At 41.4% G+C, this 14509-nt stretch carries 9 protein-coding genes and 1 pseudogene; all 10 read left to right on the forward strand.

The annotated features are described in order from the left end of the window. Positions 1-62: 62 nt before the first annotated feature. Positions 63-338: pseudogene (locus GGR21_RS00875) on the forward strand (AraC family transcriptional regulator); the annotation flags it as partial. A gap of 5 nt (positions 339-343) precedes the next feature. Next, positions 344-1225 (forward strand): RagB/SusD family nutrient uptake outer membrane protein, encoded by an 882-nt coding sequence (locus tag GGR21_RS00880; protein WP_246347952.1) that lies wholly within the window; start codon positions 344-346, stop codon positions 1223-1225. Between the two features lie 20 nt (positions 1226-1245). After that, complete coding sequence (locus tag GGR21_RS00885) at positions 1246-2520, forward strand: glycan-binding surface protein (protein ID WP_183305255.1); 1275 nt, start codon at positions 1246-1248, stop codon at positions 2518-2520. A gap of 17 nt (positions 2521-2537) precedes the next feature. Next, positions 2538-4502, forward strand: a complete 1965-nt coding sequence (locus GGR21_RS00890; protein WP_183305256.1) for an IPT/TIG domain-containing protein — start codon at positions 2538-2540, stop codon at positions 4500-4502. A gap of 74 nt (positions 4503-4576) precedes the next feature. Further along, positions 4577-6247, forward strand: a complete 1671-nt coding sequence (locus GGR21_RS00895) for a glycosyl hydrolase (protein WP_183305257.1) — start codon at positions 4577-4579, stop codon at positions 6245-6247. A gap of 39 nt (positions 6248-6286) precedes the next feature. After that, a complete protein-coding gene (locus tag GGR21_RS00900) occupies positions 6287-7303 on the forward strand; it encodes a glycoside hydrolase family 5 protein (protein WP_183305258.1) in 1017 nt (338 codons plus the stop codon). Further along, positions 7300-9072: an acetylxylan esterase gene (locus GGR21_RS00905; protein ID WP_183305259.1), complete on the forward strand. Its 1773-nt coding sequence runs from the start codon at positions 7300-7302 to the stop codon at positions 9070-9072. The genes GGR21_RS00900 and GGR21_RS00905 overlap by 4 nt, the downstream gene beginning before the upstream one ends. Before the next feature lie 25 nt (positions 9073-9097). Continuing rightward, positions 9098-11968: a sugar-binding domain-containing protein gene (locus GGR21_RS00910; protein ID WP_183305260.1), complete on the forward strand. Its 2871-nt coding sequence runs from the start codon at positions 9098-9100 to the stop codon at positions 11966-11968. A 12-nt stretch (positions 11969-11980) separates the two neighbouring features. Continuing rightward, on the forward strand, positions 11981-13279 hold the full coding sequence (locus GGR21_RS00915; RefSeq protein WP_183305261.1) for a glycoside hydrolase 5 family protein: 1299 nt from the start codon (positions 11981-11983) through the stop codon (positions 13277-13279). A gap of 32 nt (positions 13280-13311) precedes the next feature. Continuing rightward, positions 13312-14481: a glycoside hydrolase family 130 protein gene (locus tag GGR21_RS00920; protein ID WP_183305262.1), complete on the forward strand. Its 1170-nt coding sequence runs from the start codon at positions 13312-13314 to the stop codon at positions 14479-14481. The last annotated feature ends 28 nt before the right edge of the window (positions 14482-14509 follow it).

Below are 14509 nucleotides of genomic sequence, written 5' to 3' on the forward strand. Positions count from 1 at the left end.
CAAAACCACGGCCATATATAAAGTGTTCTTTATATAGTTTGGCGCCATTTTAAATAAAATTTATGAAAGATTCAATATTAAGAGAAGTAACACCTCTGTCAAAAAGAGATTGTTTTATGATATTTTCGCGGGTAAAACAACATTTTACCTTTCCTATACATGTACATGCCGAATATGAATTGAATTTTATAGAAAACGGAGCCGGTTCCAAACGCGTAGCAGGAGATAGTATCGAAGAAATCGGAGAACTGGAACTGACACTGATAACAGGTTCCAGCCTGGAGCATGGATGGCTCGATCATAAGTGCACTTCGAAAGAAATAAAGGAAATAACGATTCATCTTTGTTATTTGCCATACAATGCACAAATGACGGATACGGATATGGTAATCCGAGAAATGTTTCTCTTTCAAGAAACGCATTGATCACTCTGGGTTCTTCATGGGGAGCAGGGAAAGGCCCTACGCTTAGCTTGCAGGAAACATTTGACCCGAGAGACGCACGCCGTTATTATACTTACATGAGAAATGGAGACTCGTATAGTAATCTGGGTGGTGGTGGCTATACTTACCGCAATTTTTCGGAAGATGAATCTACTGAAGCTGCCAATGAAATGCTGGCTCACGTCAGGAAATATGTAATCGGGGCGAATGCCGATTGCGATGGTTTGGCAGGAGCCACTAACCAGGATGCAGGGAATAACCTTTATCTGCTCCGTTTGACTGATGTATATCTTTGCTATGTTGAGGCTTGCATTGCTTCCGGTTCTTCTACGTCTGATGCCCTGGCTATAGATGTGTTTAAACAGGTGCGTACTCGTGCCGGACTTTCTTATGATGCTACATCAATCACTTATGATGACCTTATCAAAGAACGCCGTGTAGAGTTTGCACTTGAAAGTGTCAACTTCTTTGATGTCAAGAGAATGAGCTATCGCGATATGAGCAAAGCCCTATCTTATCTGAATGGCATGAAGCGTGAACGTCAGTATGTTTCTAATGCAAGTTATACATGGCAGGAGCGTAATGCCAGCGGTGCGTATCATGGAGGATTTACCCCAATTAATCCTAGTGCCGATCCTTCAGGAAAGGGTACTATTTTCTTCATCAATGAAGATGCCGCATCTATTACAATTACAGAAAAGAATCTAGTGTTACCGGTTCCGGCCGAGACTATAACAAAAACTCCTTCTATAACTCAGGAGCCTGTCGATTATCCATTTTAACCTTTTAGTTCAGATCGATTATGAAAAAATATATATTTAATGTAATTGTCGCACTGTCAGCACTTATTGCATTTAACTCGTGCTCTGATGACGATAACGGAGGATCGGGAAAAGGAACTCCGGTGGTAAGATATGTGCGGCCATGCGATGCCTCAGTTTCGGACTCATTGTTGACCGGAGCATATCTGGGTAATCAGATTGCCATTATAGGAGAAAATCTGGGAAGTGTTAATAAAATATACTTTAACGACCAGAAAGCGAAACTGAACCCGAATTTTGTGACAGACAATGCTATTATAGTGACTATTCCTTCAGGTATTCCGGGAGAGAAGGAAGATTTGATAAAGTTATATACGAATAATGACTCTTGCTATTATTCATTCGAAACATTAGTTCCTGCTCCATCTCCGCGGACAATGACTTGCGAATATGTAGAGGATGGAGATATTGCCTATATTCAGGGACTTTACTTTATTCATGAAGATGCAAATCCTTTAACGGTCACTTTTGCCGGAGGACTGAATGCTGAAATTATAAGTTATGATCTAAATAATATAGAGGTTCGTGTTCCCGCAGGTGCACAGAGTGGTCCTATAGAAGTGACTTCTGTATATGGAACAAGTAAAAGTTATTTCGACTTCCGTGATCAACGCAATATTGTTCTCGATTTTAATAATGGCAATTATCCGGACTATGACTATTTCTTTGGCTGGCATGGAGGAAAAGGAGTTACCTCTGATAATGGAATAAATGGGAATTATTTGATTTTCTCCGGAGATCTTGGTGGAGACGGATCAAGTACAGATGCTGATTTCTGTTTCGATCGCTGGACATATACACCGGACGATCCTGACTTCTTCGATGCCAGTGCGTTAAGCAAATATGCAGTGAAGTTTGAGGCTAAAGTAATAGGAGACTGGTCGGCATGTGCATTCCAGGTTATTTTCACAGGAGTTGACGAGGTTTGGCTGAACTGGCAAAATAATGGTAACTGGCCTGACTATGCAGGTACTCATGGTGGCAATGAAACATGGAAACGGGATAGTACCTATCCTCGCGGATTGTGGACGCCTTGGGCGGAGACAGGTTCGTTCACTACAGATGGCTGGATTACTGTGACAATGCCATTGAGCGACTTTAAATACGGTATAAACGGAGAGTCGATTAGCAGCCCTAAACCTGCCGGACATTATTCAGGAATTACTCTGTTTGTTGGAGCCGGAGGTGCTGAGGGGACAGACTGTTCTCCGACGATCTATGTTGATAATGTACGTGTAGTAGAAGCTGAAAGATAATCTTAAAAACTGAAAAAATGAATTTCACGAATATATATAACAGACTAATATTAATGATGCTGGCAGTACTTGTTGTCTCATTCACAGCTTGTTCCAACGATGATGACGATAATGCGGGTTCGGTGTTACTCGAGGCTTATGGCCCGAGTCCCGCCCTGCGTGGCAGCCAGCTTACCTTTATCGGTAAAAATCTGGATAAAGTAACAAAAGTTATCTTACCTGATGATATAGAGATAACCGAAATAGAAGTAATAAGCAGTGAAAAAATCAAGGTGACCATTCCTCAGAATGCAGCTGAAGGTTATGTAAAACTGATTACACCGAATGGAGAACTGACCTCAAAAACTCTACTTACATATACCGAACCTATTTCTATTTCGAGTATAGCCCCGTCTCCGGTAAAGGCAGGACAGACACTGACTATCGAAGGTGACTATTTGAACCTTATACAAAAAGTGATCTTTGCAAAGGATGTTGAAGTAACTTACAAAGACTTCCTTACTTGGGAACGTGGGAAAATAGAAGTGACTGTACCGGATAAGGCTCAGACGGGAACTATTATTCTTGCCGATACTGCAGCTATTCCTATCGAACTGGAATCGGAAATAGAACTACAGATTGTTCTTCCTTCTGTAGAGCAAATAGTTGACTTAACTAATAAGAAACCCGGAGGCTTAATCGAGTTTACAGGCAGCGATCTCGATCTGGTTAAATATGTGATATTACCGGATGGCGCAGCCGGAGACACTGTCGACTTTAAAGTGGAAAACAATAAACTGTCATTCACCATTACAGCTGGTGTTACCGATGGTGTTGTAGTGATGGTTCCGGCATCAGGGGTACATGTTTCCATCGCCAATATTGGTATGGCCATACCTACGGAATTGGTTGCGACTCCTTCAACAAATATCAGAACCGGAACAGTGATCACTATAACCGGGGTGAATATGGACTTGGTGACAAATGTAACTTTCCCGGGTGTAGAGGATTCGGTAGATCCATCTTCGCAAAGTGGAACAGAAATAAAAGTGACTGTTCCTGAAGGTACAATCAGTGGAAATCTCACATTGAATACTGCCAGTGGAAATTCTGCAACAATAGCCGTTACAACATTGAAACCGGCAGTAACATCATACAGTCCGTCTTCGGTTCCCGCAGGAGAGAGTGTAACATTGAACGGTACAAATCTTGATCTGGTGGCAAAAGTAACATTTGGAGGTAATAAAACAGTGGAAGTGACTCCTGCATCAGCAACGAGCTTAGTTGTAGCTGTTCCGGTTGATGCAGAAAGTGGAGCTCTTACCCTTACTATGAAGAATGGTGAGACTATAACAAGTCCGTCGTTGACAGTAACTAAGCCGGAATTTTGTTATATCCCTGTACTTCCGGGAGATGATGAGGAAATTAAATCAGGAACGATATTGACCATTAGTGTTGAAAACGGAGATAAACTGACAGGGGTTCAGGTAAATGGAACTAATGTACAGTATATACTTCAGGGAAATACGCTTAGTATATCTGTTCCAAGCAGTGCAAGTGGTAATACCAACTTTAAGCTTATTTCTTCGAATGGAGACGTGACATATTCAATTTATGTGATCAATTCGGCTGTAGTGGAAACAATTATATTCCAGGGGCCTTTGGCTATTACCTGGAGTGATGGAGGTAGAGCGATACTTTCAATCTCTGATTTTGAAAATCTTAGGGCGGGCGCTATTCTTAAGCTTTATTTTACCCAAAATGATAATTGGGGACAATTACAGTTTAATTATGGTAACTGGGTTAATATGCCATTCGATGAAATAGGAGGGGTCTATCTGACCACAGACGTTCTGGGGGATAAATCTATAAAAGAATATGAGCTGAGGCTGACGCAAGAAGGGCTGGATAATATAAGAGATAAAACAAGCGAAGGCTATGGTATAATTATTCAGGGTTCAGATTTCACGATTGATAAGATCTCTATTATAACAGGGCGATAATACTGATAAAGCCTGTCCGGTATGAAATAGTTACCGGACAAGCTCTTAACTGACAATACATATAAATAAAGATTATGAAAAAAACACTATATACATTTTTCTGCCTGATTATAGGAGCATTGTTATTAACAACGCCTTCGTGTAATGATGTTGACGATCCTGTTATCGGTGATCCCGGGATACCAGAATTTGTGAGTAGTAATCCGGCTGATGGTACTACAAATATTGATTTAGGAAAAGAAAATCCTAATGGTGATATGACAATAGTCCTGACTTATGATCAGAATATATTCTTCCCTTCTGCCGGGCTTGAAAAGATTACCATAAACAATGGAGCATCTGTAACAAGCGTTTCGGGTAAATTACTAAAGCTTACAATAGAAATTACCGGATTGCAAAAAGGTGAAACCTACCAATTGACAGTACCAGAAGGAGTGGTTGTTGGTCCTACTTACACCGGGGCACCAGAGGTTACGATCGGTTTCTCTGTAAAAGGCGATCCTGTGATAACAACTTCTCTTTGCAATCCGAATGCGACAGCTCAGGCTGTTAAACTATATGAATATCTCAGAGGCATCTATAAAGAAAAGGTGCTTTCGGGGACAATGGCCAATGTAAACTGGAATGTCGAAAATGCGGATGCGGTATTTAATCTTACCGGAAAATATCCTGCAATGAATACCTTCGACTATGTTCATCTGCCGTTTTCTCCGGCTAACTGGATCGATTACAGTGATATTACTCCTGTGAAGAACTGGAGTGATGCCGGAGGTATTGTATCCCTTATGTGGCATTGGAATGTTCCTGTGTCGGCAAGACCATGGGAAGGCGAAACAGCAATGCCTGGCGACTGGTCGGGAAGTGTGCAGTTGACAGATGCTGCTGCCGTACAAAGTTTTGCTGTGGCCAAGGAGGGCGATATTGTACGTGTTACAATTAAAGATGTAGCTGCCGGAGCGCAAGGTTCAATAAAAGGGAGCGATTGGGCACAAATAGCTACCGGATATGAATATTTCGATATTAGCGGAAGTTCTTATGAGATGACTATTACGAGCGATATCCTGACTAAACTGCAAGCATCCGGATTGATCATAGGTGGACACGATTATACGGTGACAGGTATATATATCATTCCTGCTAACTCGCAAAGTGATTATGCATTCTATAAGGAGCAGACCTATTTCGATGCGGCTAAAGCTACAACCGAGGGTACATTCGAAAATGAAGTATTCACAGCCGATCTGGCAAAAGTAGCAACTTCACTGAAGCAATTACAGAGCGAAGGAATCCCTGTTATCTGGCGTCCGTTCCACGAGGCAGCCGGAGGTTGGTTCTGGTGGGGTAAGGATGCAGAATCCTGTAAGAAACTATGGATCGCTATGTTCGATTATCTCAAGACAGAAGGTGTAAATAACCTGATCTGGGTATGGACAAGTGAAGATAGTGACGATGACTGGTATCCGGGAGATGCCTATGTGGATATTATCGGCCGCGACTTGTATGACAAAGATGCTGCCGCTTGTAAATCTGCATATGAAACTGAATTTGACCGTTACGGACATAAGATTATAGCATTAACAGAGAACGGATCGGTAGGACTTATATCTGAACAGTGGGCTGCCGGAGCACGCTGGGCATGGTTTATGCCATGGTACGGTGCAGAACATGCTACTGATGAATGGTGGCAGGATGCGATGAATCAGACTTATGTGATTACACGCGATCAGTTAGAAAGTTTTAAGTAAAAATTTTTATAAGAAGAGAAGTAATTAAATAATACGGTTATGAACAATAAAATATTGAATATAAACAGCAACTTATTGATAATATTGTTACTTCTCTTCTTCACATCCTATGTGAATTGTTCGGAAAGTAATTCTCAAACAGAAGAAGAACAACTAAAAGGATTTGTCGGCCAGCATGGATTTCTGTCTGTGAAAGGTGTTTCCTTAGTTGATCAGCAAGGCGATGCTCTGATGTTGAGAGGTGTAAGTCTGGGTTGGCACAACTGGTGGTCGGAGTTTTACAATAAGGAAACAGTCGCCTGGCTGAAAACTGATTGGAATGCAAACCTGATCCGTGCGGCTATAGGAGTCGACCCTGACGGAGCATATATAGATAATCCGCAAAAAGCGATGCAATGCCTGTATACCGTGGTAGATGCCGCTATTGAGAATGATATGTATGTCATTATAGACTGGCACAGCCATACAATCAAAAAAGAGGAAGCGATAGCATTTTTTATTCAGGTCGCAACTAAATATAAGGATTACCCGAATATTATTTACGAGATATTTAATGAACCCGAAGAACAATCATGGGCTGATGTAAAAGCTTATTCGGAAGAACTGATAAAAACAATCCGCCAGATCGATAAAAAGAATATCATTCTGGTAGGTTGTCCACATTGGGATCAGGATATACATCTGGTTGCCGACGATCCTATTCAGGGATATGAGAATATAATGTATACTGTTCATTTCTATGCCGCTACACATAAGCAGTATCTGCGTGACAGGACCGATTATGCGCTGAAAAAAGGAATACCTGTCTTTATCTCTGAGTGCGCATCGATGGAAGCAACCGGTAATGGCCCTATCGATCATACATCGTGGCAGGAATGGCTCGATTGGATGGAAGCGAACAAAATCAGTTGGGTTACATGGTCTGTATCGAGTAAGGATGAGACCTGTTCGATGGTCAAAGACGCTTCATCTCCGCTAACGGGATGGACGGACAATGACCTGAAGCCATGGGGGCGAATCGTAAAAAGAACATTAAAAGAATACAACGGTAGATGAATGCTTTAAGACAATGTTTGGTTATCATTTTGGAGATACTTTTTCTATCTTCCTGCCAGAATGAAATAAAGGAAGATCTGTCTCCTGTAGTGAGTGAGTCTTATTCCGATGTATGGAAATTCCATGCGGGTGAGGGGACAGACAGTCTTTGGATGAATGCGGATTATAACGATGCATTCTGGCAGGAAGTTGTATCATCCCGATTGCTTAAAGATCAGAATATTTCCCTTGAAAATGGCTTTGGGTGGTATCGTAAAACAATCCAGCTAGGCGATAGCTTACGGAATGCAATAGAAAGATCAGGAGCAGCAATCCTGCATCTTGGCCGTTTTGCCGCTTGCGATGAGGTGTATGTGAACGGAACTTTGGTAGGCAAAACAGGCCGTTTCCCTCATGATTATATGGGTTATTTCGATAACGAACGTAATTACCTTGTTTATGAGAAAGACCTGAATCTGCCCGGAGACAACCTGATCGCAATAAAATTCCATGACGGATGGAGCGCTGCCGGAGGTTTTTTAGACAGCGCCAAGTTAACCGTTTCATCAGCAAATACAAATGATAAGTTGAAGCTGGATGCCATTGTAGCCGATTCCTATTATATTTTCATGGGTGAAAATCCTATCAAGATCACTGTTGATTTACAAAATAATAACCGTTGGGATCTTGACGGACAATTATTTGTGACGTTAACCACCGACGATTTTCAACCTGTTACAACAGATTCTATAAACATTAAATTAGAAGCGAATAAAATTTATAGTAAAGACTTTACTTATACAAATCCTGCACCCGGATTCTACAGATATACAATTCAATTCAAACGGAATGGGGAAACGGTTTGTGAAAAGAAATTCAATGTCGGTTACGAACCTGAAAAAATCCAATCCCCGATAGATGCAAAAGCTGATTTTAAGGAATTCTGGGATAATAATCTGAAAGAACTGGCAAAGATCGTACCCGGCTATAAACTTACTCCGATTCTAGAAGCTTCGAAAGTCGATTATGATATGTATCTGGTTGAGATGAAGTCATTCGGCAACGAAACTATAAAAGGATATTATGCCAAACCTAAACGGGAAGGGAAACACCCTGTAATTGTAGAATATATGGGTTACGGATCACAACCGTATTACCCGAATCAATGGTGGGATGGATTTGCATATTTCGTTCTATCCATTCGTGGGCAAGCACTGAATCAACCAACAAATAAATACGGAACATGGATAACTTACGGTTTGGACAATAAGGATAATTATTATTACCGTGGTGCATTCCTTGATGTAGTGAGGGCTTTGGATTTTGTTTCTTCCCGTCCCGAGATCGATGCTGAAAGAATTGCTGTTCGTGGAGGTAGCCAGGGAGGAGCCTTGTCTTTTGTGGCTGCTGCTTTAGATAAGCGGGTAAAAGTAGCCGCACCAAATATTCCATTCCTTTCGGATTATCCCGATTATTTTAAAATCGCGCACTGGCCAAAGAGTGATTTCGATAATTATATACAAAATCATCCTGAAGCGAAATGGGACGATTTATATAATCTGCTAACTTATTTCGATATCAAAAATCTGGCCCAATGGATAGAATGTCCTTTGATTATGGGCATTGGTGTACAGGATGAAGTTTGTCCGCCACATATCAACTTTGCAGCATATAATCAGGTGAAATCTGAAAAAAGTTGGATGGCATTTCCTGAATTCGGGCATAGTGTAGGAAAGGAATTCAATGATGCAGCTATGGCATTATTCAGGAAAAAACTAAATATAAAATAAATATCATTATCAGATCATAAAAATTATGAGAACGGGTTATATTATATTCTTAATTGCAACCATAATCACATATTCCTCTTGTCAAAAAACGGAGAAATATGAGCGTTCCCGTATTGATCTGCAAGGTGAATGGTCATTCCAACTGGATTCACTCAATAAAGGACTGGAAGAAAACTGGCAGATAACTGATTTTACAGAGTCGGTAACTTTACCCTGCACAACCGACACCAATAAAAAGGGTGTATTAAATACCAAAACAGATGAAACCACCCATCTTTCACGTATCTATTCTTATGTTGGTAAAGCGTGGTATAAAAGACAAGTTGATATTCCTCAATTATGGGATGGAAAGAATATTTCCCTGACTTTAGAACGTACAAAGCCTACAATGGTATGGGTAGACGGAAAACCAGTAGGAACGAATGATAATATCTCTACATCTCAGATTTATGATTTAACTTCTTTCCTTTCTACAGGTAGCCACAGCATTACCGTTATGGTGGATAACGGTGAATCTGTACCACCGCAGATAATAATCAGTTCCCATGCCTATACCGAATCAACCCAGACAAATTGGAATGGGATTATCGGTGAAATTTATCTTGAGGCGGCTAATTCATTGCACCTGAAAGATATTCAGATTTATCCTGATGCGGAAAAGAAAACTGTTTTGGTGAAGTTTAAACTATCTAAGCAGAATATAGAAAATGTAAGAGTAAGACTGGATGCTGAAGCATGGAATACAGATAAGAAACATAAAGTAAACGCTGTAACCCATGATCTGGATTTATCAAAAAATGAATTTGAAATTGAATATCCTTTAGGTGAAGATGCCTTGCTATGGAGTGAATTTAATCCGGCATTATATAAACTGTATGTAAGCCTTGAAGGAACAGAGATATATGACTCCCAGACGGTCAGTTTCGGTCTGCGAGACTTTAAAACAAAAGGAACACAATTTGCGATCAATGATCATATAACATTTTTAAGAGGCAAGCACGACGCCTGTGTATTTCCCCTCACCGCCCATGTAGCGATGGATGTAGATACTTGGAGAAAATATTTCCAAACAGCAAAAGAGTATGGAATAAACCATTACCGCTTCCATTCATGGTGTCCGCCAAAGGCTTGTTTCGAAGCTGCTGATATAGAAGGAATATATCTGCAACCGGAGTTGTCATTCTGGGGAACATTAAATAAAGATGATGAACGCCTGATCTCTTATCTGACTAAAGAAGGAATCAATATACAGAATGAATATGGCAACCATGCTTCATTTGTGATGTTCGCTCTGGGAAATGAGCTATCCGGAGATCAGGAAGCGATGAATACATTGGTAGATACTTTTCGGAAAATAGATAACAGACATCTCTATGCTTTTGGTTCGAACAATTTTTTGGGGTATAACGGACAACTCCCGGAAGAGGATTTCTTAGTAACCTGTCGTATTGGCGGAGAATGGGGAGTCAATCCTTTCAACACGCATGTAAGAGGCTCTTTTTCATTTGCCGATGCGCCCGATGGTGGATATATAAATCATACTTACCCAAATTCTGTCATGGACTTTTCGGAAGCGATAACAAAGAGCACGGTTCCGGTCATCAGCCACGAATCGGGACAATTTCAGGTTTATCCTGATTATAACGAAATAAAGAAATACACAGGTGTCTTACAACCCCGCAATTTTGAAGTATTCAAAAAAAGGCTTGCCGATGCCGGAATGGCCGATCAGGCTGATGATTTTTTCAAGGCTTCGGGAAAATGGGCTGTTCAATTGTATAAAGCAGATATTGAAATGGATTTAAGAACTGCCGGATTCGGAGGTTTTCAATTACTAGATCTGCAAGATTATCCGGGACAGGGCTCTGCTTTTGTCGGCATCCTCGATGCGTTTATGGATAGCAAGGGATTGGTTACTCCCGAGGAATGGAGACAATTCTGTTCTCCGGTTGTGCCCTTATTTGTAACAGAAAAATTCTGCTGGACAAATAACGAAACACTGAAAGGGGATATCAGGATCGCCAATTATTCAGAAAACGGATTGGCAGGAAAGGATTTGAATTGGACGTTAAGCGATGGTAAAGGACAACCGATAGATGAAGGTAATATCAAAATAGAATCTAACCAGATAGGATTACTAGACGTAGGGCAAATACAAATATCCCTTTCATCCGTATCGAAAGCGCAAAAAGTGATCCTGTCATTGGAAATACAAGGAATAGAAGCAAAAAATACCTATCCTTTATGGATTTATCCCGAAAATGTTTCAATAGATATTCTTGCGGGAATTACAGTAACTGATAAACTGGATGATTCTACAATCAGTAGACTAAAAAAAGGAGAAAGTGTCCTTTGGTTTCCCAATAAAGAAAAATATAAACAGTCCACAGTCGGCGGATTATTCCAGACCGATTACTGGAACTACCGTATGTTCAAGACTATTAGTGAGAATGCTAAAAAGCCAGTTTCACCGGGAACATTAGGTATATTGACAAATCCGGAGCATCCGCTATTCAAGGATTTTCCTACTGATATGCATACAAGTTGGCAATGGTTCCCGATCATTAAACAGAGCTATCCGTTGATACTGGATAAAACGCCGTCTACATATCGTCCTATTGTGCAGGTGATCGACAATGTGGAAAGAAATCATAAACTGGGACTCATTTTCGAATTCCAGATGGATAATGGTAAACTATTGGTTTGTATGTCGGATTTAGGTTCGGTGATAGATAAACCTGAAGCTAAACAGATGTATCATAGTATGATCAATTACATGAGTTCGAATGATTTCAAGCCTCAGTCTAAGATTAGCATAGAATCTCTAAAAGACCTGTTTAATCCTGTTACAACGACAAACAAAATAGAAATACTGGAAAATATCTCATATAAATAAAAATATAGAACGATGATGAAGAAAATAGTATTCATTACTGTAATCACTGCTCTTATGGCATTCATATCCTGCTCTCAGAAGAAAACTGACATAACTGATACAACCCCTTTTGTAGAACAGAAGAACGGGCAGCTTTTCATTGGCGAAAAACCGTATTATTTCATCGGTACAAACTTCTGGTATGGAGCGATCCTCGGTTCAGAAGGACAGGGTGGAAACCGTGAACGTCTGCACAAGGAGCTGGATTTTATGCAGGCAAACGGTATAAACAATCTGCGTATACTGGTTGGAGCCGATGGTGTTGCCGGGCAAGCCGTAAAAGTGATGCCTACACTGCAACAAGCCCCGGGAGTATACAACGATACTATTTTCGATGGATTGGATTACCTGTTGGTAGAGATGGGAAAACGTAATATGCATGCTGTACTTTATCTTAACAACAGTTGGGAATGGAGTGGTGGATATGGGCAATATCTCGAATGGGCAGGAAAAGGCAATGTTCCTGAAAAAGGAGTGCATGACTGGCCTGTATTTGTAGAGCATGTCGCAAAATATGCCGATTGTGATAGTTGCCATGCCATGTTCAATGAGCATGTGAAATATGTTTTGAGCCGAACAAACCGGTATACCAACAAAAAATATACGGAAGATACTGTTATCATGGCTTGGCAGGTAGGTAATGAGCCGCGTGCTTTTAGCGAAGAAGGCAAAGCCGGTTTCGCCAGATGGATAAAAGAATCGACCGCTTTGATCCGTTCTCTTGATCCTAATCATCTCATTTCCATCGGATCGGAAGGAGTATGGGGCACAGAAATGGATTCTGTCTTATTCGAACAAATGCATGCTGATCCGAATGTAGATTATCTGACTATGCATATCTGGCCAAAAAACTGGAGTTGGATAGATGTCAACGATATCCCCGGATCGGTAAAAACAGGCATAGAAAAAACGAACGAATATATGCAACAGCATATTGCCATTGCAAAGAGATTGAACAAACCTGTTGTAATGGAAGAATTCGGCTTCCCTCGCGACAATCACAAATATACACTGGATGATCCTGTAACGGCGCGCGATAAATATTATGCCAATGTGTTTGGGCAGATTGTAGCAGCATCAAAGGACAACGGAGTTCTGGCCGGATGCAATTTTTGGGCATGGGGAGGATTCGGCCGCCCGGCTCATGAATTCTGGCAGCCGTGGGATGATTATGTGGGTGATCCATCGCAGGAAGAGCAGGGGCTAAACTCCGTCTTCGATACCGATTCCACGATTAAAGTAATTAAAGAATACGCAGATCAACTAAAATAAAGATATAATAATACTATTTAAACAATAACCTAATGAACGCACTATTCTACAAACGTCTGGAGGCTGTAACTGCGGCATCCGAGACCTTGATCACGCGCAAAAACGAACCGATATTGCCCGGTAACGGCATATTTGAACGATATAAATATCCGGTATTAACAGCAGCCCATGCCCCTGTATTCTGGCGATACGATATGTCTCCCGAGACCAATCCGTATTTTATGGAACGTTTCGGCATCAACGGGACGTTCAATGCCGGTGCAATGAAGTGGAACGGCAAATACCTGATGGCCGTTCGGGTGGAGGGAAACGACCGCAAATCGTTCTTTGCCATAGCGGAAAGCCCTAACGGTATTGATAATTTCAGGTTCTGGGATTTTCCAATCGTTATGCCAGAGACGGACGATCCCGATACAAATGTATACGATATGCGCCTTACTGCCCATGAAGACGGATGGATCTACGGGGTATTCTGTACAGAACGAAAAGATCCGGATGCAAAACCGGGAGATCTTTCTTCGGCCGTGGCAGCAGCAGGGATTGCCCGTACAAAGGATCTGGTGAAATGGGAACGTCTGCCCGACCTGAAAACAAAGAGCCAGCAACGCAATGTGGTTCTTCACCCTGAATTTGTAAATGGAAAGTATGCCCTTTACACTCGTCCACAAGATGGGTTTATCGATGCCGGAAGCGGTGGCGGAATCGGTTGGGCATTGATAGATGATATAACCAATGCCGAGATAAAAGAAGAAAAGATTATCAATTCCCGCTATTATCATACGATTAAAGAATTGAAGAACGGTGAAGGACCTCATCCGATAAAAACCCCGAAAGGCTGGCTACATCTCGCTCATGGAGTTCGTGCCTGTGCTGCAGGATTAAGATATGTTTTGTATATTTACCTCACCGATCTGGAACAGCCTGATAAACTGATCGCTGAACCGGCAGGTCATATTCTTGCGCCTCTTGGCGAAGAGCGTGTGGGAGATGTATCGAATGTACTATTCACAAACGGATGGATTGTAGACGATGACGGAACGGTCTATCTCTATTACGCATCATGCGATACCCGTATGCATGTCGCAGTGTCCTCGATAGACCGCCTGTTGGATTACTGCCTGAACACGGCGCCTGACGGCTATCGTTCGGCAACATCTGTGGAGACTTTGACTGCGATTATTAAAAAGAATTTAGAAAAATAACGGCCCCTTTCACCTCCCTCAGGGGAGG

The organism is Dysgonomonas hofstadii (genome assembly GCF_014196915.1).
GTDB classification, from domain to species: Bacteria; Bacteroidota; Bacteroidia; order Bacteroidales; family Dysgonomonadaceae; genus Dysgonomonas; species Dysgonomonas hofstadii.

Bases quoted from the DNA above. Each gene is read 5' to 3' on its own strand.
- GGR21_RS00885 (WP_183305255.1), top strand. From the start codon at position 1,246: ATGAAAAAATATATATTTAATGTAATTGTCGCACTGTCAGCACTTATT.
- GGR21_RS00890 (WP_183305256.1), top strand. From the start codon at position 2,538: ATGAATTTCACGAATATATATAACAGACTAATATTAATGATGCTGGCA.
- GGR21_RS00895 (WP_183305257.1), top strand. From the start codon at position 4,577: ATGAAAAAAACACTATATACATTTTTCTGCCTGATTATAGGAGCATTG.
- GGR21_RS00900 (WP_183305258.1), top strand. From the start codon at position 6,287: ATGAACAATAAAATATTGAATATAAACAGCAACTTATTGATAATATTG.
- GGR21_RS00905 (WP_183305259.1), top strand. From the start codon at position 7,300: ATGAATGCTTTAAGACAATGTTTGGTTATCATTTTGGAGATACTTTTT.
- GGR21_RS00910 (WP_183305260.1), top strand. From the start codon at position 9,098: ATGAGAACGGGTTATATTATATTCTTAATTGCAACCATAATCACATAT.
- GGR21_RS00915 (WP_183305261.1), top strand. From the start codon at position 11,981: ATGATGAAGAAAATAGTATTCATTACTGTAATCACTGCTCTTATGGCA.
- GGR21_RS00920 (WP_183305262.1), top strand. From the start codon at position 13,312: ATGAACGCACTATTCTACAAACGTCTGGAGGCTGTAACTGCGGCATCC.